Source organism: Lentzea sp. HUAS12 (assembly GCF_024125735.1).
Taxonomy (GTDB): Bacteria; Actinomycetota; Actinomycetes; order Mycobacteriales; family Pseudonocardiaceae; genus Lentzea; species Lentzea albida.
This window is the reverse complement of sequence record NZ_CP099738.1, coordinates 4,359,086-4,383,467: the sequence shown is the minus strand read 5'-3', so window position 1 is coordinate 4,383,467 and position 24,382 is coordinate 4,359,086. Positions and strand designations below refer to the sequence as shown.

Sequence of the window (24,382 nt, the reverse complement as noted above, 5' to 3'; positions counted from 1 at the left end):
CGATGCTGGCGGTGCTCTTGCCGGGCTCGACCTCGACCGGGTTGGTGTAGCCGGCCTCGGTGTTCTCGTCGTCGGCGAGGTTCTGGAGCTCGTTGACGTCGGACATGACTGCCTCCTCAGGGGTTTTCTTGCTACCGCTCGACTTCGTCGAGGGCGAACAGGGGATCCGGGTGGTCGTCCAGCACTCCGGCGAGCACCGTCAGCACCCCGGCGGACCCGAACCACAGGTCGCCGCTGAGGCGCAGTGCGTGCTCACCGGGGACGTACGTCCCGGTCTCGTGCGGCACGGCGTAGAGGAAAAGACGCTGTGCCAAGGTCTGCGCACGGTCCAGGCTCGCCTGGTCGCCGTGCCTGCGGCCGTGGTCGTGCAGGGCGAGGCTCAGTCCCGCCATGCCGTCGAACAGGCCGCCGTAGTGGGTGAACGAGCAGTTGAGCCCCGTCAGCAGGCCCGGGATCGCGGCGGCGACGCGCTCGTCGCCGGTCGTGGCCAGGTAGCGGCTCGCCACCATCAGCACACCCGCGGTGCCGGTGCTCAGGTACGGCATCAGCCTGCGGTCGCGGTCCGAGACCCCGAACAGCAGTCCGCCCTCGGAGAGTTCGGCGCGGTCCAGTTCCTCGTGCAGGAGACCCAGTCCCCGCGCGAGGTGGTCCTCGTCCCCGGTCAGCACACCGAGGTGGTGGTGGAACAACGCGAGCCCGGTCCGTCCGTCGACGAGTCCGGCGGCGTTGTGCCGGCCGAGCAGCTCGGTCGGCGAGCCGGGGATCTCGTGGGCGTGCCGGACCGCCTGGTCCAGGTGGGCGCGGTCGCCGGTGTGCCGGTACAGCGCGAGGTGGGCGAGTCCGACGCCGGCGGAGCCGAAGCCGAGCGTCGCGGACCCGTGCAGCAGCGGGTGCTCGTCCGCCCGGGCCAGGAGCTCCTGCGCCTCGGCGATCCTGCCGTGCTCCGCGAGGACGCGGGCCACGCCCGCCTGTCCCGCGACGAGTCCGGGAGGCAGGTCGTCCGCCTCCGCCAGCGCACGGGCGCACAGCCGGTCCAGCAGTTCGTCCGACGGCGTTCCCGCCACGTGCAGGGCGTGCACGACGCCCGCCAGCCCGTGGCCGAAGCCGAGCCTGTTGGTGGCGTAGGACCGGGGACCGAGCGGCACCACGCCGTCGGGGTGCCCGGTGTCGCGCAGACCCGTGATCAGGCCGTCGCGCAACGCCTTCAGGCAGTTCCAGGGGTTCGAGGTGACCTCGTCCGCGGACGGGACGGGGTCGGGCTCGCGGACCTGCGTCGCCAGCGCCCACATCTTCCGCGGCACCAGGCCGTGCGGGTCGAGCTGCGCCTTCAGGTGGGCGAGCACGCCGGGGAACAGGTCGGCCGTCGTGGTGATCGGCGCGATCAACGCCAGCGCGATCGAGGAGAGCGCGTAGTCGTCGTAGCGCACCGGGTCGTCGGCGAACCGCAGCGGGTCGGCCGGGAAGAACCCCGGCGTGCCGATCGGCGTCAGCGGTCCGCCGAGGCGGGCGGCCGTCTCGAAGTCGATGAGCCGGACCCTGTCCTCGTCGTCCACGAGCACGTTGTCCGGGCTCAGGTCGATGAAGGCGTAACCCAGGCCGTGCAACCGTTCCAGCTGCGCGGTCAGTTGGTCGAGGATCTTCGCGGCCCGTGCGTAGTAGGCCAGGAAGTCGTCGTCGGTCGCGGTGGACCAGATGATCGGGTTGTGCTCGACCCACCACGAGCGCAGCGATCGTCCCGGCACGAACTCGGTGACCAGGAACTCGTTCTCCAGGTGGCGGAAGTACCGCACCGGTTCGGGGGCGAAGCCGGAACCGGCGCGGTGCAGCTCCCGCAGCACCTCGTACTCGTTGCGCAGCCGGTCCTGGCTCGCGCTGGTGGGGCTCACCAGGCCGTGGTGGCCCCGGCTCTCCTTCACGAACACCGTGCGCCCGGTGGCGACGTCGGTGCCCTGGTAGGCGCCGCCGCCGTTGCTGTGGCGCAACGCCTTCTCGAACCGCACACCGCCGAACTCCGGCGCGCCAGTGCGTTTCGGCGCGTCCACAGAGGACTCGGCGAACGGGTCGGTGATGCCTTCGGGCGTGCTGAACCTCGTGCCGCGCACGTCCGGGACGCTCCGCCCGGCCGCGTCGAGGACCAGCAGCTCGTGCCAGCCCTGCGCGGTGAGCCTGCGCCGGGCGACGAACGCGCCGTAGCGGTAGTGCACGACCCGCGAGTCGCCGAACCGGCGATCGCTGAGCACGTAAGGACCTTCCTCACCGTCGAACGCGGCGGCGAGGTCGCGCATGAGCGCCTCGGCGGTCGCGGCGTCCGGCGGGTAGGCGGCGCAGAACTTGCCCGACTGGCTGCGTTCGGCGTGCTTGTGGTGCGTCACCACGAAGTACAGCGAGCAGCTCAGGTGCTTGAACCCCACGCCGTGCGCCGCGAAGATCGGCGCGGCGACGTCCAGCACGTGCTGGGCGCGGTTCGCACGGGCCGACAGGTGGATCTTCCAGCCGTCGGTGACGCCGCCGAGCTTGTGCGGCGGGTACCACCCCGTCCACACGTCCTGGTGGTGCCGGCTCCAGTCCGCCGGCATGCCCGTCGCGGTGTACTCGGTGCCACGCCGGGTCGTGCGGCTGAGCGGGGCGTAGAACTCCGGATCGGCGTGCACGAGTGAGATGCTCATTTTCTCGTTCCCCTCTCCGGATTCCTTCGGGCTTTTCCCTTGCTCTGGAAACAATTCTGCTTGCCTGCCAACGGGTTCGGAAGGTCGTGGCGCGTCAGCTTCCGGACCGTTCGCGGACAACAAGATGACCCCGTTGCGGGTGACGAAAAGGGCGGGCACCCGCAGGTACCCGCCCTTGGTCCGCGCCGGTCTATCAGTCCCAGCCGAACGCGCCGATCACGTCGTCGTCCTCGCCGATCCCGTTCGATCCCGCCTTGCGCACCATGTTTCCTCCTGAACAGTGTCACCTGCTGTTGTCAGGGCAATGAGGTCTCAGATCCAGCCGCGCCGCGCGGCCGCCATTCCCGCCTGGAACCGGCTGTCCGCCCCGAGTTCGTCCATGAGCCGCGCGATCCGCCGGCGCAGGTGCCGCACGGACACGCCGATCTGCCGGGCGACGAGCTCGTCGGTCAGTCCGGAGGCGAGCATCCGCAGCACGGACCGGTCGTCGTCGGACGGCGCGCCGGCGGGTTCGGCGAAGTCCTGGGCGCCGTCCCACAACTGCCGGAACCGCCCGACCAGCTCGCTCACGATCCCGGGCTGGTGCACGACCAGCGCGCCGGAGCCCGCGTCGGTCGGATCGGACGGCACGATCGCGATCCGTTCGTCCAGCAGGATCAGCCGCGCGAGCGGACCCGGCAGGAACCGGATCTGCGCGCCGGACGCCGTGCGCTCACCGAGCCGGGCACGGGTGCGTTCGGCGCGCAGCACCCGCTCGTCGTAGATGATCCGCATCGTCACTCCGCGGCCCAGGCTGCGGTTGTCGAGCCGGGACGCCTCCGCGCGGGCCGCCTCGCTGGACGCCCGCGCCGGCTGCACCGCGTACACGCTGGACCGGGTGAAGAAGCACAGCTCCGCGAGCCGCTCGCGGATCCGTTCGGGCTCGGTGATGTGCTCGACCTCGACCGTGCGCGCGTCGTGCCGGAACCCCGCCGCGAGGCCCGCCAGTTCGGTGCGCGTGCCGCCGATCTTCTGCTGGCGCCGCAAGGTCTCCTGCTCCAGCCGTTCGATCAGCTCGCCGACCACGACCTCGGGGTCACCGGGCGCGTACCCGCACGGGGCGGTCGCGGCCACCTCCACGACACCGAGGGCGAGCAGTCCGGCCAGCGCGTTCCGCACGGCGGTCTCGTCCGTGAGCAAGAGCGACGCGAGGGTGCTGTTGTCCCGCAACGGATCGGCCAGCAGGCTCCGGTACACGCCCTCCTGGAGCGCGTCGAAGCCGAGGTCACGCAGCGACATCCCACCACCCCGATCAGTTCCACCGCCTGAGGAGACTGTGCGTCACCTGGTTGCGCGGTCACATGGGTAGTGGCTCCCCATATTCGCTGCGGGGTGTGGGGGCGGAACACGCAAAAGCCCGGTCCCGCGGGGGCAGGACCGGGCTTTGCGCAGGTAGAACGGCTACTCGACCACCCAGGGGCCGAACGCCTGCAGCGGCTCCTCGCACTTCGTCGCGTCCCCGATGACGACGGCCGCGAGGAGTTTGGGGGCCAGCAGGTGCACGCCCACGTGGTAGATGTCGGACGCGGTCACCTCGGCGAGCAGGTCGGGGCTGCGCCGGATCCAGTCGAGGTCGAGGCCGACCCCCAGCAGCGTCACCAGGGTCGTGGCGAGACCCGACCTGGTGGCGATCGACATCGCGAGGTTGCCGGCGGCGAACTGGCGGACGTCGCGCAGCTCCTGGGCGCTCGGCCGCAACGTCGACAACCTGCCCAGCTCGTACCACATCTCGAGCAACGCGGGCGCGGTCACGTCGGTGGCGACGTCGGCCTCGATCACGAGCGTGGACCCCGCGCTGCTGTGCATGATCCGGCTGCGCGGGGTGTAGGTGTACCCCTTGTCCTCGCGGATGTTCGCCACCAGCCGCGACGAGAAGTACCCGCCGTAGATCAGGTTCGCGAGGTGCAGGGCGGGGAACAGCGGGTCGTCGCGGCGCAGCGCGGGCCCGCCGATCCGGATCGACGACTGCACCGAGCCGGGCCGGTGGAACAGCCGGGACGCCCCCGCGGGGGCCTCGTCCGGCAGCGGCGGCAGGTCCGGCACGGGGAGCCCGCCGGGCCGCCAGTCCGCGAAGTGGCGGCGCATCGCCGTGACGGCCCGGTCCGGATCGACCAGGCCGACGACGACCAGCACCGCGTGGTCGGGCACGACCCGTTCGGCGTGCAGCGCCCGCAGCTGTCCGGCGGAGATCGCGTCGACCTCGGCGCCGGTCGGGATGCTCGCGCCGTAGGGGTGGTCGCCGTACAGGTGCCGGTGCAGGATCTCTCGCGCCCGGATGGCGGCCTGCGACCGCGCCGCCGTCAGCCGCGACGCGAGCCGCCCGCGTTCGGCCAGCACCTCCCGGTCGGGGTAGGTCGCCTCCCGCACGACCTCCGCGAGCACGGCCAGCAGGTCCTCGAACCGGTCCGCGAGCACGGTGCCGCTGAACAGCAGCCGGTCGTGGTCGACCTCGGCCCGCAGGCTCGCCCCCAGCTCGCCGACGCGTTCGGCGAGCCCGATCCGGCCGGTGGCCGCGGTGCCCGCCAGCACCGTCTCCGACAGCAGCCACGCGCGGGCCAGGTGACCCGGCGCCATCGAACCGAACGGGACGCTCAGCCGGATCTCGGCCAGCGGCGCGCCCGGCCGCTGCAGCGCGAGGAGCCGCAACCCGTTGGCACAGCGGTCTTCCGTGACGTCCGGGGAGATGATCTCCGGCCACGGCCGCAACGCGGGAACGACACTCGCCGTCATGCTGCCTCCTCCTGGTACGAGGCGGGCAGCAGTTCGACCACGGCCCGGCGGTCGGGGGTGATGCGCGCGGCCGCCCGAGCCACCTGCTCGGGCGTGATCGCGGTGAGCAGGGCGGGCAGCTCCCCGAGCAGTTCGGCACGGCCGTGGCGGAGTTCCAGCGACGCCAGCGCCTGCGTGCGCGCGAGCACCGAGTCCGTCTCGACCAGCAACCGGGTGGTGAGGCGGCTCGCGATCCTGTTCAGCTCGCGTTCCTCCGGACCGTGCCGCGCCACCAGGGCGAACTCCTCCGCGACCGCGTCGAGCACCTGCTGCGAGCTCGTGCCGGGCGTCTGCCGGGCACTGCACACGAGCGCCGTCGGGTGGCCCGTGTCGAGCGGGTCGCCGAGCATGCCGAGGTAGCAGCGGTGGCTCGTGGCGAGGCCGTCCTGGCGCACCAGCCTGCGGTGCAGCCGGCACGCGGGTCCGTCGTCGGACATCACGTCGGCGAGCAGCAGGTACGGCAGGTACTCGTCCCACTGGCCGATCGGGTCGGGCACCCGCCACCCCGCGGCCACGGCGGGCAGCGGCGCGTGCGGGTCGTACTTGACCGTGCGGCGCTCGCCGGTGATCTCCGGTTCCGCGAAGTCCGGCCGGGAAGGCCTGGGGCGGAACGGGATCGGCCCGAAGTGGCGTTCCACCATCGCGAGCGCCTCGTCCGCGTCGAAGTCGCCGCACAACGTCAGCAGCGCGTTCGCCGGGGCGTAGTAGCGGTCGAAGAACTGGCGCGCGTCCTCGACGGTCGCCGAGTCCAGGTCGTCGAACGAGCCGTAACCGTCGTGCGAGTTCGCGAAGCTGTCGAAGAGAACTCCCGGCAACGTCACCCACGGGAAGCAGCCGTACGGCTTGTTGGTGACGTTGGCGCGGATCTCCTCTTTCACGACGTCGATCTGCACGCGCAGGTTCTCCGCGTTGAGGTTCGGCGCGCGCATCCGGTCGGCTTCGAGGAACAGCGCGCGCTCCAACGCGTTGCTGGGCAACACGTTGTGGTACTGCGTGTAGTCGAGGTGGGTGCTGCCGTTGAAGATCCCGCCGGACGCCTGCACGTAGTGCGCGTGGTCGAGCTTCGGCAGCAGCTCCGAACCCTGGAACATCAGGTGCTCGAAGAGGTGCGCGAACCCGGTGCGGCCCTCCGGCTCGGAGCGCATGCCCACGTCGTAGTGCACCGCGACGGCGACGACCGGGACGGTGCGGTCGGGTGCGAGCAACACCCGCAGCCCGTTGGCCAGCTGGGTGCGGACCAGGTGCTGGTGTGTTCTTTGCACGGCCGTCTCCTTCCGGTGCTCGTGTGGGGGAGTGGTGTGGCGCAGGAGGTTGCCGGGGGAATTCGCGGTCAGACGGGTGCATCGTGGTGCCGCCCCCACGTCGTCGTACTGGTGGTACGGGGGCGTGGGGGCGGTGCCGCGAGGCGCCCTGCTGAGCGTGAATTACCTCGCCAACCTCCTGGGACACACCACTACTAGCGGAACGGAACGCAGAGGCCGGGGCCGGTCAGCTCCTCGTCGGCCTCGAGCAGTTCGATGAAGTTCGGCGCCGAGGGCGTCTCGTCGTCGTGGTGCTCGGGTTCGGTCATGGTCGGGTCACCTCCTTGCGCGCGCGGATGACGTCGAGCACTCCGGCGTCGAGTGCGTCGGAGAACGCTTGTGTGCGCGGGAGTTCGCCGCCGCAGCGGCGCCAGCGCGCACGGGATCGGCTGCTGTAGCCCGAGTCGAGCTCACCGACGGCGAGGTGGTCCTCGCCGACCGCGTCCCAGCAGCTGAACAACGTGCCGTCCGGGGCCACGACCGCGCCCAGGCGGCCGTCGGTCTCGGAGCAGAAGTCGCAGTGGTCGTCGCGCGGGCGGACGAGCCGGAACCCGAGTTCCGCCGCCCTGGCGCAGGCTTGCACCGCTTGTTCCGCGGCCCGTGCGTCCGGTGCCGGGACGCCGGCGCCGTAGTCGAGCACGGGAGCGATCGCGAGGCTGGTCCTGGGGACGTCGAGCACCGCGGCCGCCTGGTCGAGGAGCGTTCCGAGGTGGGGCAGGACGTCCGGTGTCACGTTGACGCGCACGGTGAAGCGGAGGCCGGTGTGCCGCTGGGCCGAGGCCACGTTCGCCAGGATGAGGTCGAACGTGGGCCTGCCCCCGCGCGTCACGCGTGTCCTGTCGTGCCGATCGCGCTCGCCGTCCAGGGTGACCTGGAGGTGCCCGAGCCCGGCCTCGTGCAGCCGTGCGGCCGTCCGAGGGGTGAGCAGCACGCCGTTGCTGATCATGCTCGCGGTGACCGGCATCCGCGCACCGAACGCCCGCAGCACCTGCAGACACCCGGCGGGGTTGAGCAACGGCTCACCACCGAACAGGAGCAGCTCCAGCCGCCGCACGCCCAGTTCGGCCATCTTCTTCTCGGTGAACTCGACACAGCGCGCGACGGTGCGCGCGTCGAGTCGTGCGGGAGCGATGCGCCGCCTGCCGTCCGGGGTGTTCTGGAAGCAGTAGGAGCACCCGAGGTTGCAGCCGGTGGACGTCACGACGGTGAGGCTGTAGTGGTCCGGTTCCGGCACCGCGTCCAGGCCTGCCCCGGCCACCTGCTCCCGGCCTTCCGCGGTGAGGTCACCGCCCCGCACCAACCGGTCCGGCAGCAACGCCGTCGCCGACCGGCCGATGCACCACCAGCCGTTCTCGCCTCGCACCAGTCGCACGTCCCGCACCTCCCTCGGCATCCGCGGGTGGATCAGATCCCGTAGTAGTCGCCGAGGTCGTGGTAGCCACCGGTGCCGACGCAGCGCACGTCCTGGTCGCCGTACTCGTCACCGAAGTCCGGGGTCTTGAGCATCTGATCCCACCTCCTTCCGCTCGTTCGTCTCCTCCACTGTCGCCTGGGGGGAGGGCGGGGGACAGCGGATCGAACGGCAGGTAGGGGACGCCGTGATGGCAGCTTGCGGACCTGGTGGCGGAACCGCTCCTAGGCGTCCACCGGCGTGCGGGTGGTGCTCCGCGTGAGGTTGACCGGCATCACGATCGAACGCACGGGCGTCGCGATGGCGGTCTCCACCCAGTGCGGCAGGGGCTCCGGCGGGAGGTGGCGCCGGGGGCGGAGGACCAGGCGCCGCGTCAGCCGGGACTCGAGCTGCCACAACGCGATGTCCATGCCGCCCGCCGGCACGTCGAACTCGAGCTCCCGGGTGGTCTCCGTCTCCACGTCGATGCGGACGGTGGACTGGGTGAGCTTCGACCACTCCGCAGACAGTTCGGCCGACGCCTTGGCGACCCACACGTCGCCTTCCGCCTCGACCTTGAGCCCCGCGGTCCTCGCCAGCTCCCTGCTCTTCTCGACGCCCACTCCCCAGCGCACGGTGCGGGTGTCCCTGAACGTCGCGGGTCCGGCGACGGACTCCGCCCACAGCAGCGACCACACCTTGGTGTGCTGGAAGAGGAAGGTCAGCGTGTTCGCCACCGCGGTGAGGTGCTCCGGGGACAGCACGGCGAAGCCCTGCTCGTGCGCCAGCAACTGGCGGGTCAGCCCCGGCGCCGTGATGGCACGCGCCGTCGTCCACGGTGACGAGAGCTCCGCCAGCAGGTCCATCCCGCTTCCGATGGCGGAGCCGGGGAAGTCCGGTGGCTCGTTGTGCTCCACGCGGGTCGTCCTTCCGTTCAGAACCAGTTCTTGATCGATTGGAGCAACGACTGCCTGTCCGGGTCCTTCCGCATCAGCGGGCGGTGCACGTCCGCGTAACGGATGAAGTGGCCGATCAGCACTCTCGCGGTGACGAGGTTCCTGGTCTGCGGCCCGGACAGGGTCACGTCGATGCCGGGCACGTCCAGCGTGCTGAGCTTGAGGAGCCCGTCGTCGCCGCCGATCGCGGACGGGTAGAGCAGGGACATCGACACCCGGCCCGCCTTCGTGTCGAGCCAGCCCCGTGCCAGCAGGCGGCCCTGGCCGATGCTCAGCCGGACGTGGGCGAACTCGGGGCTGCGCAGCTGTTCGCGCTCGGCGCGCAGCGCGTCCAGGCCCGGCCGGGAGTCGGTCCAGCCCCGCACCGACAGGTGCTCCCCGGTCTCGGCGCGCGGCTGCGTCCGCGCCTGCCGGGGTACCTCTCGCGGCGGCGGGTCCGGCGCCGGTTCGGGAGTCTCCTCGGTACGGGGCGCCTCGGGTCCCGCCTGCTCCCGCGGTTCGGGAGGCGCCGGGGATCCGGGGGCTTCTGGTTCCGTCTCCCGCGGGACCGCCGGATCCGGTGCGCCGTCTGTGATCTGGAACGCCGACATGGGCAGTTCCACGTACTTCTTGCTGCCGCGGATGAAGAGGTAGTGCCTCGCCGTGACGAACCCCTTCAGGTCGACGCCCAGGCTCACGAAGAAGTAGTCGTGGTTGTGGCCCAGGTCGTCGACCGTCTCCTGGTAGCCGTGCACGTCCCCCGAACTCAGCTCCCGCAGTCCGTTCGGGTGGTGGCTGTGCCAGCTGCCCAGTTGCTCGATGTCCGGCCGCGCCGCCTCGAGCCTGCGGAACTCGGCGGTCTGCCAGTCCGGGTCTCCGCGGTGGAACCCCGCGGTCCGCTGCGCCGCCGGCCCGTCGTCGATGTAGTCCACGACCTCGAACGTCAGCCCGGGCACGGCGCGCAGCCGCTCCTCGAGGGTGTCGTGCCGCGCGACTCCCCTGATGAAGCCGACGTACTTCCCGCCCACCTCGACGTGCGGGTGGTCGTTGATCTCCTTCGTGAACCGCTCGGCGACCTGCACCGGCACGATCACCTGAGGGGCTCCGGGACCTCTCGCGCCCACGCCGGTCATCTCCCTTCCCCGCCGCCGCACCGCAGGTGGCATTCCGCCCGCGGGCGCAGCAGGACGCGTGAGGTGTCGTACATGGCGTTGAAGAGACCGTCGACGCGACGCAGCGAGAGGGTCAGCCAGTTGAAGGACGGCACCGTGAGGTACCGCGACCCCCGTCCCGCGAGCAGCGAGATCACGTAGTGGGCGTGGTAGGACGCCACGACCGAGATGTCGGCGGCCAGGCCGGACGCGGAGAAGTCCGCCTCGCCGACCCCGTAGATCCGCCGGGTCTCCTCGTCGGTGAGGTCGAGCCAGTTCTCGACGTCGCGCCCCTGTTCGAGGCTGAACCGCACCTTGCAGTCGTGGCAGCCGGCCTCCCCTGGCAGGTAGGCGTAGACCTCGCCGCCCATCCCGGTGCGGAACACGGAACCGAAGACGCAGGGCGTCCGTTCGCGCACGCAGACTTCGTTCACGAAGCTGCGCGCCTCGGGCGTGTCGACCGCGCACACCACGAGATCCGCGCCGGCCACGTCGGCGGGGAACCCTTCGTCCCCCACCACGTTCCCGCCGATCCGTTCGATCGTGCAGGCCGGGTTCCTGTCGAGGAGCCAGGTCCGCGCGATGTCGGTCTTCGCGCGCCCGAGGTCCGACCGCCGCGCCGGGTGCTTGACGAGGTTCACCGGGTCCAGCGCGTCCGGGTCGTAGAGCGACCACCTCCCGACGCCGGTCATGCCGAGCCGCTCCAGCACGACGGCGCCGCCGCTGCCCAGTCCGACGACGACGACCTTCCTGTCGCGCAGTCCGGCCCCGCTCACCAGGTAGTCGATCCGGGACGTGTCGAAGCTGGTGTCAGAGCTCATGCCACCACTTCCTCACCTTGTAGATCGGGCCGTGCTCGTGCTGCTCCGGACCCGGCCAGATGCCCTTGTCGAGGAACACCTCGTACTTGTTGAGCCACAGAGCGGACTTCGCGACGAGAAAGGCCACGGACATGAACGAGGCCCACTGGTTCGCGCGCATCACGCACAGCCCGCCGCGGATGATGTGCGGGTTCGGCCTGAGGGTCCAGCCGACCGGGTGGATCTCGGGCAGCGAGTGCGGGTAGGACGAGTCCGCCGTGATCTCGACGCGGTACTTCCGCCCGGTGAACGTCTCGAGCTGCCCGCGGGCCACGGCGAAAGCGTCGGTCCTGGTGGAGAGCGTGAACTGCGGGAAGTGCGCGGCGAGGATCTTCTTCTCGGCGGCGAGGCGGCCGTCGGGGGTGGCGCTGACGAGGAGCGACCTCGTCACCCGGAAGTCCACCGGCCCGCCTTCCCGTACTCGCCCCTCTGGTCGGAGATGCCCGCGATCGACTTGCCCGACGCGGCGGCCGGGGACTTGCCGACCGCGTAGATCTTCCCGTTGGAGTCGATTTCGACGAGGTCCTCGTCTCCGAGGGAGGAGAGGAGTCTCTCGGCCTCTTCTCTGCTGGTCATGGGATTTCCTTCGGTTCGTGTGCGCCCGTTCGGCCGTCTTCACCTTGGAGTCGACCGGTCAGTCGCCGAGTACAGGCGCGGTGTTACGTTCGCGTCCACGTGGAATTTGCCTTCGGGACAACGATCTTCGCGGGCGGGCGCGCACGGTGAAATTCCGTCCGATGTGGACAAAGTCGTTCCGGTGGGCGCGATGGCCGTTCACACCGGGCGTTGTTCAGACCACAGTGGACGGAACCGGACCGCGGTCGGGGACGGCGTGCCGCGGTCAGCGTCCCGCGCGGGCGGCGCGCGTCGCGGCCGCCAGCCAGGCCGCGGGCACCGGCGCGACGGACCGGCCGTGCCCGATCGCGGGATCCACACCCGCGTGCACCGCCGCCCGCCACCCGGACGCGCCCAGCCAGTCCTCCAGGTCGTCGCGGGCCGCGGTGAACACGACCCCGTGCTTGCCCAGCCCGCCCCGCACCCGCGTGCCCCGGTCGCCGAGCATCGAGACCTGCAGGTGTTCGAGCAGCAGGTGGCTGCCGGGGGCGGACAGCGCGGTCACCGCGTCCAGGAGCGCGTCACCCTCGTCGGGCGTGAGGTACATCAGCACGCCCTCGACCAGCCACGCGGTGGGCCTGCGGGGGTCGAACCCCGCCGCCCGCAGCGGCGCGGCCCAGTCCGTCCTGAGGTCGGCGGCCACCCCGATCCGCTCGCAGGTGGGAGTCAGGCCGGACTGCTCGACCAGGGTCGTCTTGAACTCGGTCATGGCCGGCAGGTCGAGCTCGAACCAGCGGGTGTCGCGCGGGCACGGCAGGCGGGTCGTGCGGCCGTCCACGCCCGAGGCGAGGGCCACGACCTGCCGCACGCCGTTGTCCAGCGCGTACCTGATCCGGTCGTCGAAGTACCGGGTGCGCACCACGTGGTAGGACGGGAAGCCGCTCGAGGTGTCCTGCATCTGCGTGATGAACGCGGCCAGGGCCGGGTGGTCGCCCGCCGCGGCGACGAGGAAGTCCGCCAGCGGGTCGGTGAACAGCGGATCGGGGCGGAGGGACTCCTCGTGCCTCACCCAGGCGGTGTAGAGGGCGGTGTGGCTCAGTCCGTCGAGCGGGATCTGCATCAGGCCAGGTCCGATCGGAAGGCGGCGGCGAGGGCCGGGACGAGCTGGCCGAAGCGGTGGCCGCGGGTGCGTTCTCCGTCGCTCAACCGGTACCGCGCTCCGGGGTCGTTGAGCGACCAACTCGCCCGGCGCGCGAGGGTTGACCATTCACGCACGTGCCGGCCCAGGTCGCTGTCCTGGGCGACGACGACGGGCTCGCCCCGGTCGGCTGCGGCCAGCGCGTCGGCGAGACCAGGGGTGTCGCCCACGCCCAGCTCGGTGACGAGCGCGGCCACCTCGGACCTGCTACCCCTCGACGGCTTCGTGCGGCTGAACCAGGTGTCGACGTGCATGCTCGGCAACGAGGCCGTGACCTGGTCGAACGTGGGTAGAACGCCGGTGATCAGGGTGGTCAGCCGCAGCGCGCGGGCCACCGGCTCCTCGTAGCGCAGCCGCCAGCTCTCGTCGTCGTCATCGTCGTCGTCCGGGTGGTCGAACCCGGCTTCGAGCATCAGCGGCAGCAGGCGGTCCGGGTCCTCGCCGCCGCGTTGTTCCGGGTAGTTGAGGTTGAACCACGTCGTGACGGTGCCGTGCACGGCGTGGGTGAAGTTCGGCGAGGCGTAGTCGTGCCGCAGGACCGCGACGGCCTCGGTGCCGCGGGAAAGCGCGTCCACGACGTGGGTCAGCGAGAACCCGGTCGGCTGGACGAGGACCGCCCACTCACCGAGCCCGAACGCGGAGACCACCTCCGGGTAGCCGTCGTCGTAGTCGTGCGTCTCCGCGATCTCCCCCGGCGTGCGGTCCGCCAGCGTGTCCTGCAGACCGCCGGCGCGCCGCAGGGCGTCGAGCGGGGTGACACCGCGGACGAACGCCAGCGAGTAGATCTCGCCCAGGAAGGGCCCGGAGCCCGGGTGGGCGTCCGCCCAGGACAGGTCGTGCTCGTTCACGTGGTCCCCCCGAAGTGGTGGGTGACGCTCGTCGCGTCACGTGGATTCGAGTCGGTGCGCGCTGTTCGCCTAGGGTGCTGCGTGTGTCGCAGTGCGGCCTCGCCCGGATGCCTGGGTGCCTCCACGAGCGCGGTCGCTGCCAGGGACAATGGTTCCCGACCGTTCAGCTCCAGGAGGATTGTTGATCCACAAGTTCTCGGTTCGCTCCGCGGGGGTCGCGGAGCCCGACATCCGTGAGCTCGGCCGATCGTGGGGGCTCGACGACCTCGAGGTGTGGCGCGACTACTACGTCGAGTTCGAGGGCGCGCCGGATCCCGCCGCGCTCGCCGACGTGGCCGCCGTGCTCGGGGACCAGCTCGACGTCGAGGTGTCCCTGGACCGGCCGTTGGACGCCGGTGCCGTGCAGGTCGCCTACAAGCGCGGCGTGGTCGACAACGAGAGCGACTCGATCATCACCGTGTGCGGGTTGCTCGGTGTGAAGGCGCGCGCCGGCAAGGTCGCCACCAGCTACAGGTCGGCGTCGCCGCAGCTGAGGGACCTGGTCGCCGCCACGCGGTTCAACGCGACGATCGAAGAGCTGCACGACGAGGAACCGCACTACGACACGCTCGTGCCGCAGGGCCACTACGAGTCGGCCGCGCAGTACGACCTGCGCGGGCTCGACGACGAGGCGCTCGCCGCGCTGGGCGTGGCCGGTGGCCGCAACCTCTCGCTCGCCCAGATGAAGCACGTCCAGCACGTCCAGGAGACGCTCAAGGACGAGTTCGTCACCGACGTGCTGCTGGAGGCGCTGGACGCCCGGTGGAGCGACCACTGCGCGCACACCACCTGGAAGTCGCTCGGCAGCCTGCTCGGCCGGCTCGTGCAGGCCGCGAAGGACGTCGACAACCCGAACGTGCTGAGCATGTTCCACGACAACGCGGGCGTCTGGGACTTCTACGACGGCCACGCGATCGCGATCAAGGCCGAGACGCACAACGGCCCGTCGGCCATCTCCGGCTACTTCGGCCAGCTGACCAAGCTCGGCGGCGTGCTGCGCGACATCCTCGGCACGGGCCTGTCCGCCGACCCGATCGGCAGCTTCGAGTACACCGCCGTCGGCGAGCCCGAGGCGCCCGCGCCGATCAAGGGCCGTCCCGACGCGAAGAGGCTCGCGGGCGAGACGATCCGGGCGATCAAGGAGTACGGCAACACGTTCGGCGTGCCGATGATGTCGTCGCGCATGACGTTCCACCCGGCCTACCGCGCCAAGCCGTTCGCGCTCGGCGGCAGCATCGGCCTGCTGCCCGTGTCGGCGGCGCAGCGCGGCACCCCGCGTCCCGGCGACTTCGTCGTGCTCATCGGCGGCCTGACCGGCAACGAGGGCATCCACGGCGCGTCCGCGAGCTCCGCGGGCGCCACGATGGACACGGCCGCCGTGCAGATCGGCGCGCCGCTGGAGCAGGTCAAGTTCCGCAAGGCCCTGATCGAGCTGCGCGAGGCGGGCTGCATGAGCGCGCTGACCGACGTCGGTGGCGCGGGCCTGAACAGCGCCGTCGGTGAGATCGGCGAGGCGTGCGGCGTGTGGATCAACACCGCGCTGGTGCCGCTCAAGACCGCGGCGCTGCCGATGTGGCGGATCCTGCTGTCCGAGTCGCAGGAGCGCATGCTGCTCGCCGTCCCGCCGGAGCACCAGGCGCGGGCGAAGCAGATCCTCGACCGCCACATGGTCCGTTCCACCGTCATCGGCCGGTTCGCGGACACGGGTCGCTACCACGTGTTCCACGCCCCCGACCTGACCGAGGAGGCGCTGATCGCGGGCGCTCCCGACGAGGTGCCGGCCCACCAGGGCGAGACCGGCTTCGACGTGGCGTACGACCTGCTCGACCTCGAGGTCGAACGCGTCGAGGTCGGAGCGCCGCCGCGTCCGACGGACGTGGTGGAGTGGCCTGAGCTCGCGCCCACGCAGCTCGCCGGGCTGCTGGAGGAGGTCGTCGCCGACGCCGAGGTCGCCTCGCAGCACTTCGCCGACTCGCAGTACGACTCCACGGTCCAGGGCAACACCTGGTACGGCCCGCACTACGGCACCGAGCACTCGGTCCGCACGGCCTACTGGGCGGGCACGCCGGTCACCGGGTCGCCCGCCGCGGCCGTGCTGAACACCGCGTTCAACCCGTGGATGTTCGACGCGGACCCGGTCGCCGCGACCCGTCAGATGTTCTGCTCGGCGATCGCGGGCCAGGTGCTCGCGGGTGTCGAGGTCAAGGACATCTGCATGTGCGACAACTTCTACACCCCGCACCTGTCCCCGCACTGGCGCGAGTGGCTGGTCGGCATGGTCGACGAGCTCGCCGTGCTGGTGCGCCACTTCGGCGTGCCGCTGATCTCGGGCAAGGACTCGTCGGCCGGGTCCGTGCAGACTGACGAGGGCCTCGTCAGCGTGCCGCCCGCGGTGTTCCTGTCCGCGCTGGGCAAGGTGCCGCACACCGACCGCCTGCTGCGCGAGCAGTGGACCACGCCGGGCAACGTGCTCGTGCGCGTCGGCCTGGAGACGCCGTCCCCGGTCGGCACGGTCGCCGCGCGCAAGCTCAGCCTGCCGACCGGCGCGCTCGACGACCTGGAACTGTCCGAGGTGGACAGCTACCTGACCGCGCTCGCCGCGAGCAGGACCCTCCTGCGCAGCGGCGCCCGCATCGGCGCCGGCGGCGTCGCGGCCACGCTCGCCCAGGGCGTGCTGGCCAGCGGCATCGGCGTGAGGCTGGAGTCCGGGACCACCGCGTCGCTCTTCGCCGAGCACCGCGTCGCAGCCGTCGTCGAGGTCGCCCCCGACGACGTCGCCGCCCTGCCGGCCGAGCTGAACCCCGTCGTCCTCGGCACCCTCGAAGGCACGCTGGAGGGCACCGGGATCGGGCTCGAAGGCATCGACCTGTTCGCACCGGCCGCGCGCGACGGCTGGCTCAACTCGTTCACGGCGAGGATCGCATGAAGCCGACCGTCAACGTCCTGTACCTGCCCGGCACCAACTGCCAGGAGGAGACCGTCCGAGCGTTCGCCGAGGTGGGTGCGCAGCCGCGGATGAGGTTCGCGGCCGACCTGCTGGCGGGCACCGAGCGGCTCGACGACGCCGACATCCTCTGCATCCCCGGCGGGTTCTCGTTCGGCGACCACCTCGGCGGTGGCGCGGTGGCGGCGGCGTTGCTGCGCAGCCACCTCGCGGACCAGTTCGAGGCGGCGCGCACGCGTCCGCTGATCGGCATCTGCAACGGGTTCCAGATCGCGGTGCGCGGCGGCTGCTTCGGCAAGGTCGGCCTGAAGGTCAACAGCGCCGGCACGTTCCGCAACGAGGAGAACCAGCGGCACGTCGTCGAGAACGACAACGACAGCCCGTGGCTCACCGGCCTCGGCGGCCAGACGCTGACCTTCCCGTGCGCGCACGGTGAGGGCCGCTTCGACCCGGGCAGCGAGACCGCGGGCTTCCGCGTCGCGCTGCGCTACGAGAAGGACTCGAACCCCGACGGCTCGTTCGACGACATCGCCGGTGTCACGAGCGCCGACGGGCTCGCGTTCGGGCTGATGGACCACCCCGAGCGGGCGATCGACCGCGAGGTGCGGCTGGCGTTCTTCTCGAACGGCGTGCGCGCGGTCCGCTAGCGGTGCTGGTGCCGGCCCCACCGCGAGAGCGGGGGCCGGCACCATGTCCGTGCCGTGATCACCACGGCACGGTGGTGATCATGAAATCACTCCTGATCGCGGCCCTCGTCGCCGTGACTCCCTTACCGCCCCTGCAACCGGAACTGCTGCACGCGGCCATCGCCGACCTGGAGCACCCGGTGGCGACGTCGGCGCAGCTGCGGGTGGCCGGTCCGGCCGGCCGCTGGTACGGCGCGGAAGGCCTCGCGGACGGCCGGCGCGAGGTCCGCCCGGACGACAGGTTCCGGATCGGCAGCGTCACCAAGGTGTTCGTGGCGACGGTCGCGCTGCAGCTCGTGGCGGAACGCAGGCTCAGCCTCGAAACGAAGGTCCGCCACTACTTCCCGGACGTGCCCGAGTCGCTGGACGCCGTGACGGTCGGCCAGCTCCTGAACCACACCAGCGGCATCCCGAACGAGGTCGGCTACCCGGACCTGAGCACGCCGGAGAAGGTCCTCGCGCACCGCTACGACCGGTGGACGCCGCAGCAGCTCCGGGACCTCATCCCGGAGAGCGGGCCGAAGTTCCCGCCCGGCACCAGGCAGGAGTACCGCGGCATCAACTACCTGCTCGCCACGATGATCGTCGAGAAGATCACCGGCCGGGACCTCGCACGGGAGGTCGAAGAACGTGTCACGCGCCCGCTGGGCCTCACGAAGACCTATGTGCCGCAACGGAACGAGACCACCATCCGCGGCGCGCACGTGCACGGCTACCTGGACGTCTCGGGGCAGAGGGTCGACGTCAGCGACTTCAACTCGTCCCGCGCCCACGGCGAGGGCGACATGGTGTCCACGACCGGTGACCTCACCCGGTTCATCGACGCGCTGTTCGGTGGCCGGCTGCTGCCCGAGCCGTTGCTGGAGAAGATGTTCACCCTGCCGGAGGTGTCCATGGTGGACGGAACGCCCGCGAGGTACGGCACCGGCCTGCAGACCTTCACGGTCAACGGCGTCGAGGTGTGGGGCAAGACGGGGGAGTGGTACGGCTACAACGCGGGCATGTTCTCGACGCGCGACCGGCAGCGGCGCATCGCCTACTCCTTCACGCCCGCGGTCAGGGACGCGTCGCAGCAGGAGATGACGCTGCGCATCGCCAACGCGGTGACCAGTGGTGCGGCGCAGGAGGTCGGCGAGGTGATGCGCACCCAGCAGGGCGTCTCGTGGCGGCACCACGATGCACCCGTCTGACCGCGAATTCCCCCGGCGACCTCCTGCGCCACACCACTAGCCCCTGATCTGGTCGGCCTTGATGCCGTACTGCGCCATCTTGCGGTAGATCGTCGCCCGCCCGATGCCGAGCTCGGCGGACGCCTGCGCGATCGTCGCGCCCGGCGCTGTCAGGCAGCGCACGATCTCGTCGCGTTCCAGCACCTGCAACCGGCTCAGCCGGTGGCCGACGCTGGTGAACACCTCGGCGGGCAGGTGCTGCACGTCGACGACGTCGGACCGGGCCGCGGCGACGCGCACGACGTGGCGCAGCTGCCTGGTGTTCTCGGGCCACTCGTACGACAGCAGGGCGCGGGCGGCGGCCGACGTGAAGGTGATCTCGCGGCCCCGGTCGCGGTGCGCGAAGTAGTGGGCGAGCGGCAGGATGTCGTCGGGGCGGAACCGCAGGGCAGGGGCCTCCACGACGACGTCCACCAGCGGGGCCAGCGCCTCGGGCAGGGCCTCGGTCGCGGTCAGCACGAACCCGGTCAGCAGCGGCGCGAGTGACGACGCGGCCCACGCCGGCAGCGCGTCGACGTCCGAGACGACGACGCACGTGTCGGCCTTGCCCAGTTCCGGGGTCCACAGCCGCAGCCACTCCCCGACGGCGTCGGGGGCCGGCGGACGGGCGTTGAGCAGGCGTTCGCGGGGGCGGACGGACCGGCGCGCGCACGTGGCCAGCGCCGTCTTGCCCGCTCCCGGCTCGCCGACGACGGCCACCACGCGGTCCTCCCGCATGGCCTCGGCCGCGGTCGCCACCGCCGACGTCCAGGAAGCGGACAGCTTCGGCGGCGCCACCCGGTCCGAGTAGACGCGGAACACCTCGCCGCGCGGGGTCGGGCGCGCCTTGCGGCCCGAGGCGCGGGCCAGCATCAACGCCGCCGTGTTGCCCGCCGCGGCCTGCGCGAGCGCCAGGAGCAGGTCGGACGACTGGTCGGACCAGGTCGTGAGGTTCACGCTGCCCGCGAGGGCACCGGACACCGGGTCGAGCACCGGCACGGCCGCGCACGTGTAGCCGCGCAGGCCCGTGCAGTAGTGCTCGTCGGCGCGGACCAGCGACGCCGTGCGGTCGGCGAGCGCGAGGCCCAGGCCGTTCGTGCCGGCGTTGGTCTCGGCGAAGTAGAAACCGGGGGCGAGGTAGACGCGGTCGAGCGAGCGGACGATGCCCGGATCGGTGCAGAGCCTGGTCAGGACGAGGCCGTCGCTGTCGGTGATCATCAGACTGATGGGCTCGTTGGACAGCGTGGCGTGCAGGCCGCGCAGCACCTCGTGGCCGCACTCGTAGAACAGCGAGGACGTGTCGACCGTGCCGGTGAAGACCGGCCGCACCTCGTCCTCGGGCACGCCGTACCGCTCACTGCGCAACCACGACGCCCGCAGTCGCTGCGGGATCGCGGCCAGCCGCCGGTCGTCCACGTCGACCTCCTCGTCGCGCGTTCGAAGCCCAGAGTACGGCCGGGACGTCCGTTCGGCGTGTGGATCCCTGTCTCAAAGTGAGACACCGGGTGGGTGCCTGAGCTGCGCCGATCTTCCTACGGTCTGCCACAACCACCACGCCAGCGGGAGGCAGCATGTACTCGAAGGACGGCGAGGACTACTTCATCGTCGACGCGCACATCGCTCTTTGGGACGCCCGCCCCGAGAACCAGCGCAACATCCACGGCAAGCAGTTCATCGACTGCTTCTACGACTACCACCGCAACCTCTCGCCCGAGTCGGAGGTGTGGTCGTACGAGGAGTACCTCTACCAGGGCGGTGACCGCCTGATGAAGGACCTCTTCGACGACGGGTACGTGGACCACGCGATCTTCCAGCCCGCCCACCTCGGTGCCTTCTACCACAACGGTTTCGGGCAGACCGAGGAAGCGTGGGCGCTCACCTCGAAGCACCCGGACAAGCTCACCTACAACCACTGCTGGGACCCGCGCCGCGAGCAGAAGGGGCTCGACGAGCTCAAGCGCGACGCGGAACGGTTCGGGCTCAAGGGAGTGAAGCTCTACACGGCCGAGTGGTACGGCGACTCGCGCGGCTACCGGCTCGACGACCCGTGGAGCTACAAGTACCTGGAGGCCGCGCAGGAGCTCGGCATCCGCAACATCCACGTGCACAAGGGGCCCACGATCCGGCCGCTCGACCGGGACGCGTTCGACGTGGCCGACGTCGACCACGTGGCGACGGACTTCCCCGAGATGAACTTCGTGGTCGAGCACTGCGGGCTGCCGCGCCTGGAGGACTTCTGCTGGATCGCCACGCAGGAACCGAACGTGCACGCCGGTCTCGCGGTCGCGATGCCGTTCATCCACACCCGGCCGCGCTACTTCGCGCAGATCATCGGCGAGCTGCTGTACTGGCTGAACGAGGACAGGATCCAGTTCTCCAGCGACTACGCGCTGTGGACGCCGCGCTGGCTGGTCGAGAGCTTCGTGGACTTCCAGATCCCCGAGGACATGACCGAGTACGCGCCGCTCACCGTGGCCCAGAAGAAGAAGATCCTCGGCCTCAACGCGGCGCACCTGTACGACATCCCGGTGCCCGCCGGTCTCGACGTCGCGCCGGTCGAGCAGGAGGCGGTGGCCGTCGCATGATCGACACCGCCGTGTTCCAGGCGCTCGACGAGGTGATGGACCCCGAGCTGGACGAGCCGATCACCACGCTCGGGTTCGTCCGCTCGGTCGAGCTGGACGGTGACGTGCTGACCGTCCACCTGCGACTGCCGACGGCGTTCTGCTCGCCGAACTTCGCGTACCTCATGGCGTCGGACTCGAAGGACGTGCTGCGCGACCTGGCCCCGCACGTGGTCGTGGTGCTGGACGACCACCACGACTCGGACGTGATCAACCGCGGCATCGCGGCGGATTCGGGATTCGTCGGCACGTACGGCGAAGAGGCGTCGCGAGAACTCGAAGAGCTGCGGCTCACGTTCCAGCGCAAGGCGCACGCGGCGGCGATGGAACGGGCCGTGCGCGACGTGCCGGTCGACCGCCTGAGGTCGTTGACGCTGAAGGACCTCCCGGCGACCAAGGCGGCGGAGGCGTTGCGGCGCAGGCGGTCCGCGCTCGGCTTCGACACCTCGCCGGACGCGCCGGTGCTCGTCGACGACCACGGCGTGCCCCTGCCCGCGGGCCAGTTGCCGCTGCGGCTGCGGTTCGCCCGGTCGGTCGGCATTTCCATCGAGGGCAACGCGCACTTCTGCCGCGGCCTGCTCCGCACCCGTTACGCAATGGAGGAATCGGCATGAAGGCCGTCCAGGTAGTCGGCTACCACCAGCCGTTGGCGCTCACCGAGGTCGAGCAGCCGAAGGCGACCGGCCCGTTCGACGTGGTCGTGCGCATCGGCGGCGCGGGCGTGTGCCGCACGGACCTGCACATCCTCGAGGGCCAGTGGGCGGAGAAGTCCGGCGTCGCCCTGCCGTACACGATCGGCCACGAGAACGCGGGCTGGGTGCACGAGGTCGGCTCGGCCGTCACGAACGTCGCCGTGGGCGACAAGGTGATCGTGCACCCGCTGATCACGTGCGGCCTGTGCCGGGCCTGCCGCAGCGGCGACGACGTGCACTGCGCCGCCTCGCAGTTCCCCGGCATCGACACCGCGGGCGGCTACGCGGAGTACCTGAAGACGTCGGCCCGCAGCGTCGTGAAGATCGACGACGCGCTGGAGCCCTCCGACGTGGCGGCGCTCGCCGACGCGGGCCTCACCGCGTACCACGCGGCGGCCAAGGCGGCGCGCAGGCTGCGGCCGGGGGACCGGTGCGTGGTGATCGGCGCCGGCGGCCTCGGGCACATCGGCGTGCAGGTGCTGAAGGCGCTGACGGCGGCCGAGATCGTCGTCGTGGACCGCAACCCGGACGCGGTGAAGCTCGCCGAGACGATCGGCGCCGACCACGGCGTCGTCGCGGACGGCTCGCACGTCTCCGCGGTCCTCGACCTCACCGGCGGCAACGGTGCCGAGACCGTCATCGACTTCGTCGGCGAGGGCGGCGCGACGAAGGACGGCGTGGCGATGCTGCGGCGCGCGGGCGACTACCACGTCGTCGGCTACGGCGAGAACATCGACGTCCCGACGATCGACATCATCTCCACGGAGATCAACCTGATCGGCAACCTCGTCGGCTCCTACAACGACCTGTGCGAGCTGATGGTGCTGGCGGCGCAGGGGAAGGTCACACTGCACACGCAGAAGTACCCGCTCGACAGGTTCCAGGACGCGATCGACGACCTCGACGCAGGACGCGTGCGGGGCCGCGCGATCCTCACGCCCTGAGCCGGACCTCGTTCGGGCTGTAACGCTCCGCGCCGCCGCGCGGATGAGTGGTCCATGGGTCTGGTCACCGTCAACGGCAAGGACGTCGGGTTCACCGACGCCCTGTCCCGCGTCGCCGAGCAGCTGGAACCGCTCGGCGACGCCGGCCGGTGCGTAGCGGAGACGTACGCGCTGGCCACCGAGATCCGCCGGATCACCGAGGCGGCGGCGGTGGACGACAGGGAGGTCAAGCTCGCGGTGCTGCACCAGCGCCGCCGCGAGTCCACCGCCTCCCTGCGCAGCATGCGCAAGGAGCTCGGGAGAGCCGACAGGAGCGCGGCGGCGTTGCGCGAGTGCATGGTGAACATGCAGCGCGCGACCGTGAAGCCGGGCATCGAACTGGCCGAGCGCCGCGCGTACATCGACCTGACCCAGCACTTCACGACCATGCTCGTGCAGCACCACACCGAGCTCACCGGCGGCGTCGCGGACGTCATCGACAAGGTGCTCAACGGATCCGGTGCCACCGCGCTCGCGCCCGCCCGCAAGCCGCGCCGCCGCCGGTGAGCCGCAACAGGAGCGGCTGCGGGGGCTGCGCGCTCGCGTTCCTCGCCCTGTTCTTCTGGCTGCCGCTGGCGCTGGTCCTGGTGTCGCCCGCCATCGCGTTGCGCACCGCCGTGGACGGCGTGCCGGAGCAGGTGTTCCACCCACGCGAATGGCTGTGGGGCGCGGCCTTCTCGGTGCCGTTGAGCGTGCTGGTGGTCCGGTCCGTGTTCCGGCGCGACGGCAGGGTGCGCGGAGCCCCGCCGGGGAAGCGGTGGGCAGGGCTGCTGGCGCACGGTCTGGTCCTGCTCGCCGCCACGAACCTCGTCGCCTACCAGAAGAACGCCCCCGGCGAGTACGTCGTGCAGAACAGCGACCTGCCGTTCGTGGGTACCGCGTCCCTGACCGCAGTGGCCGTGCTCGTCGTGATGGCGTTGTGGGACCGCCGTGCCCGTCGCGTCACCGTCGAGGAGGTGCGGGAGGCCGCCGCTCAGGCCGACCGAGCGCTCAAGCGCGTCCACGCCGAGAACGCCAAGGTGCACCGCCAGGCCGAACAGGTGCAGGCGCGCCTGGTGAAGCTCCAAGCTCGTGCCCCGGTCCGGAACCGGCGTGGCGAGGTCGAGTTCCATTCGCTGCGCGTCTTCCACCGCGAGTCCTACCAGTGCGCCGACACCGCGCACCTCGCCTACACCTCCGCGCAGACCTCGCTGCGCACCATGTCGCCGCTGGTCCGCCGGGCCAGGAGCGCGGCGCTCCAGCTGACCGTGAGCAGACGCGCCCGCGCCGAGATGCGCGCCGCGGCGACGCACCTGGCGACGTCGTGCGGCGAACTGCGTGCGCAGGTCGACCACGGGCTGGGCATGGTCCGCGACCTGAACGCGAACACGTCCGAGCTCAAGCACGAGATCCGCGACAACTGCGGCGCACAGGGCCGGCGGTGGTTCGAGGAGCTGGAGGAGCGCATCGAGCAGGCACGGGAGGAGCGCCGTACAAGTCGTACGCGCTGATGGC

At 71.2% G+C, this 24,382-nt stretch carries 21 protein-coding genes; 8 read left to right on the top strand and 13 right to left on the bottom strand.

The window, feature by feature from the left end:
- Positions 1–131 precede the first annotated feature (131 nt).
- The 12 genes from lanKC to ND450_RS19310 form a co-directional block, all read right to left on the bottom strand.
- Positions 132–2,666 carry a class III lanthionine synthetase LanKC gene (gene lanKC, locus ND450_RS19365; protein WP_253327466.1) on the bottom strand — a complete coding sequence of 845 codons (2,535 nt, stop codon included), beginning with the start codon at positions 2,664–2,666 and terminating at the stop codon, positions 132–134.
- 312 nt (positions 2,667–2,978) lie between these two features.
- Entirely contained in the window at positions 2,979–3,944 is a 966-nt protein-coding gene (locus ND450_RS19360) for a hypothetical protein (RefSeq protein WP_253327465.1), read from the bottom strand.
- 162 nt (positions 3,945–4,106) lie between these two features.
- A complete protein-coding gene (locus ND450_RS19355; RefSeq protein ID WP_253327464.1) occupies positions 4,107–5,435 on the bottom strand; it encodes a pitrilysin family protein in 1,329 nt (442 codons plus the stop codon).
- Complete coding sequence (locus tag ND450_RS19350; protein WP_253327463.1) at positions 5,432–6,736, bottom strand: pitrilysin family protein; 1,305 nt, start codon at positions 6,734–6,736, stop codon at positions 5,432–5,434. The genes ND450_RS19355 and ND450_RS19350 overlap by 4 nt, the downstream gene beginning before the upstream one ends.
- 304 nt (positions 6,737–7,040) lie before the next feature.
- Complete coding sequence (locus ND450_RS19345; protein WP_253327462.1) at positions 7,041–8,147, bottom strand: radical SAM protein; 1,107 nt, start codon at positions 8,145–8,147, stop codon at positions 7,041–7,043.
- Positions 8,148–8,410: 263 nt separating this feature from the next.
- Complete coding sequence (locus ND450_RS19340) at positions 8,411–9,082, bottom strand: hypothetical protein (protein WP_253327461.1); 672 nt, start codon at positions 9,080–9,082, stop codon at positions 8,411–8,413.
- A gap of 17 nt (positions 9,083–9,099) precedes the next feature.
- Positions 9,100–10,194, bottom strand: a complete 1,095-nt coding sequence (locus ND450_RS19335; protein WP_253327460.1) for a hypothetical protein — start codon at positions 10,192–10,194, stop codon at positions 9,100–9,102.
- Between the two features lie 35 nt (positions 10,195–10,229).
- Complete coding sequence (locus tag ND450_RS19330; protein WP_253327459.1) at positions 10,230–11,072, bottom strand: ThiF family adenylyltransferase; 843 nt, start codon at positions 11,070–11,072, stop codon at positions 10,230–10,232.
- Positions 11,062–11,502, bottom strand: coding sequence for a hypothetical protein (locus tag ND450_RS19325; RefSeq protein WP_253327458.1), 441 nt, complete (start codon positions 11,500–11,502; stop codon positions 11,062–11,064). The genes ND450_RS19330 and ND450_RS19325 overlap by 11 nt, the downstream gene beginning before the upstream one ends.
- Complete coding sequence (locus ND450_RS19320) at positions 11,499–11,687, bottom strand: hypothetical protein (protein ID WP_253327457.1); 189 nt, start codon at positions 11,685–11,687, stop codon at positions 11,499–11,501. Before ND450_RS19320 ends, ND450_RS19325 begins: the two co-directional genes overlap by 4 nt.
- 265 nt (positions 11,688–11,952) lie before the next feature.
- On the bottom strand, positions 11,953–12,786 hold the full coding sequence (locus ND450_RS19315; RefSeq protein WP_253327456.1) for an SAM-dependent methyltransferase: 834 nt from the start codon (positions 12,784–12,786) through the stop codon (positions 11,953–11,955).
- Complete coding sequence (locus ND450_RS19310) at positions 12,786–13,712, bottom strand: DUF6461 domain-containing protein (protein ID WP_253327455.1); 927 nt, start codon at positions 13,710–13,712, stop codon at positions 12,786–12,788. The genes ND450_RS19315 and ND450_RS19310 overlap by 1 nt, the downstream gene beginning before the upstream one ends.
- Positions 13,713–13,893: 181 nt before the next feature.
- Here ND450_RS19310 and ND450_RS19305 point away from each other — a divergent pair, with 181 nt between their 5' ends.
- The 3 genes from ND450_RS19305 (at position 13,894) to ND450_RS19295 (ending at position 18,571) form a co-directional block, all read left to right on the top strand.
- Positions 13,894–16,677 (top strand): AIR synthase-related protein, encoded by a 2,784-nt coding sequence (locus ND450_RS19305; RefSeq protein ID WP_253327454.1) that lies wholly within the window; start codon positions 13,894–13,896, stop codon positions 16,675–16,677.
- A complete protein-coding gene (locus tag ND450_RS19300) occupies positions 16,674–17,342 on the top strand; it encodes a phosphoribosylformylglycinamidine synthase subunit PurQ (RefSeq protein WP_089919449.1) in 669 nt (222 codons plus the stop codon). Before ND450_RS19305 ends, ND450_RS19300 begins: the two co-directional genes overlap by 4 nt.
- Before the next feature lie 80 nt (positions 17,343–17,422).
- Positions 17,423–18,571, top strand: coding sequence for a serine hydrolase (locus ND450_RS19295; protein WP_253327453.1), 1,149 nt, complete (start codon positions 17,423–17,425; stop codon positions 18,569–18,571).
- A gap of 36 nt (positions 18,572–18,607) precedes the next feature.
- Here the strand turns inward: ND450_RS19295 and ND450_RS19290 are convergent, their stop codons facing one another.
- Positions 18,608–20,005, bottom strand: a complete 1,398-nt coding sequence (locus ND450_RS19290; RefSeq protein WP_253327452.1) for a helix-turn-helix domain-containing protein — start codon at positions 20,003–20,005, stop codon at positions 18,608–18,610.
- Between the two features lie 155 nt (positions 20,006–20,160).
- On the opposite strand from ND450_RS19290, the gene ND450_RS19285 reads away from it, so the two are divergent.
- Genes ND450_RS19285 through ND450_RS19265 form a run of 5 tightly spaced genes read left to right on the top strand, consistent with a single transcriptional unit; the run spans position 20,161 to position 24,378 of the window.
- On the top strand, positions 20,161–21,174 hold the full coding sequence (locus tag ND450_RS19285) for an amidohydrolase family protein (RefSeq protein ID WP_253327451.1): 1,014 nt from the start codon (positions 20,161–20,163) through the stop codon (positions 21,172–21,174).
- Positions 21,171–21,827, top strand: a complete 657-nt coding sequence (locus ND450_RS19280) for an iron-sulfur cluster assembly protein (protein WP_253327450.1) — start codon at positions 21,171–21,173, stop codon at positions 21,825–21,827. The genes ND450_RS19285 and ND450_RS19280 overlap by 4 nt, the downstream gene beginning before the upstream one ends.
- Positions 21,824–22,849, top strand: coding sequence for an NAD(P)-dependent alcohol dehydrogenase (locus ND450_RS19275; RefSeq protein WP_089919442.1), 1,026 nt, complete (start codon positions 21,824–21,826; stop codon positions 22,847–22,849). The genes ND450_RS19280 and ND450_RS19275 overlap by 4 nt, the downstream gene beginning before the upstream one ends.
- A 54-nt stretch (positions 22,850–22,903) precedes the next feature.
- Entirely contained in the window at positions 22,904–23,395 is a 492-nt protein-coding gene (locus ND450_RS19270; RefSeq protein ID WP_253327449.1) for a hypothetical protein, read from the top strand.
- The gene (locus tag ND450_RS19265; RefSeq protein ID WP_253327448.1) at positions 23,392–24,378 is read left to right on the top strand and encodes a hypothetical protein; all 987 of its coding nucleotides are present in this window, start codon (positions 23,392–23,394) and stop codon (positions 24,376–24,378) included. The genes ND450_RS19270 and ND450_RS19265 overlap by 4 nt, the downstream gene beginning before the upstream one ends.
- The last annotated feature ends 4 nt before the right edge of the window (positions 24,379–24,382 follow it).

What these genes read in the sequence shown, in the direction of transcription:
- ND450_RS19320 (WP_253327457.1), bottom strand. Translation starts at nt 11,687, where the DNA reads ATGACCAGCAGAGAAGAGGCCGAGAGACTCCTCTCCTCCCTCGGAGAC.
- ND450_RS19295 (WP_253327453.1), top strand. Translation starts at nt 17,423, where the DNA reads ATGAAATCACTCCTGATCGCGGCCCTCGTCGCCGTGACTCCCTTACCG.
- ND450_RS19315 (WP_253327456.1), bottom strand. Translation starts at nt 12,786, where the DNA reads ATGCAGATCCCGCTCGACGGACTGAGCCACACCGCCCTCTACACCGCC.
- ND450_RS19355 (WP_253327464.1), bottom strand. Translation starts at nt 5,435, where the DNA reads ATGACGGCGAGTGTCGTTCCCGCGTTGCGGCCGTGGCCGGAGATCATC.
- ND450_RS19300 (WP_089919449.1), top strand. Translation starts at nt 16,674, where the DNA reads ATGAAGCCGACCGTCAACGTCCTGTACCTGCCCGGCACCAACTGCCAG.
- ND450_RS19285 (WP_253327451.1), top strand. Translation starts at nt 20,161, where the DNA reads ATGTACTCGAAGGACGGCGAGGACTACTTCATCGTCGACGCGCACATC.
- ND450_RS19330 (WP_253327459.1), bottom strand. Translation starts at nt 11,072, where the DNA reads ATGAGCTCTGACACCAGCTTCGACACGTCCCGGATCGACTACCTGGTG.
- ND450_RS19360 (WP_253327465.1), bottom strand. Translation starts at nt 3,944, where the DNA reads ATGTCGCTGCGTGACCTCGGCTTCGACGCGCTCCAGGAGGGCGTGTAC.
- lanKC (WP_253327466.1), bottom strand. Translation starts at nt 2,666, where the DNA reads ATGAGCATCTCACTCGTGCACGCCGATCCGGAGTTCTACGCCCCGCTC.
- ND450_RS19275 (WP_089919442.1), top strand. Translation starts at nt 21,824, where the DNA reads ATGAAGGCCGTCCAGGTAGTCGGCTACCACCAGCCGTTGGCGCTCACC.
- ND450_RS19270 (WP_253327449.1), top strand. Translation starts at nt 22,904, where the DNA reads ATGGGTCTGGTCACCGTCAACGGCAAGGACGTCGGGTTCACCGACGCC.
- ND450_RS19280 (WP_253327450.1), top strand. Translation starts at nt 21,171, where the DNA reads ATGATCGACACCGCCGTGTTCCAGGCGCTCGACGAGGTGATGGACCCC.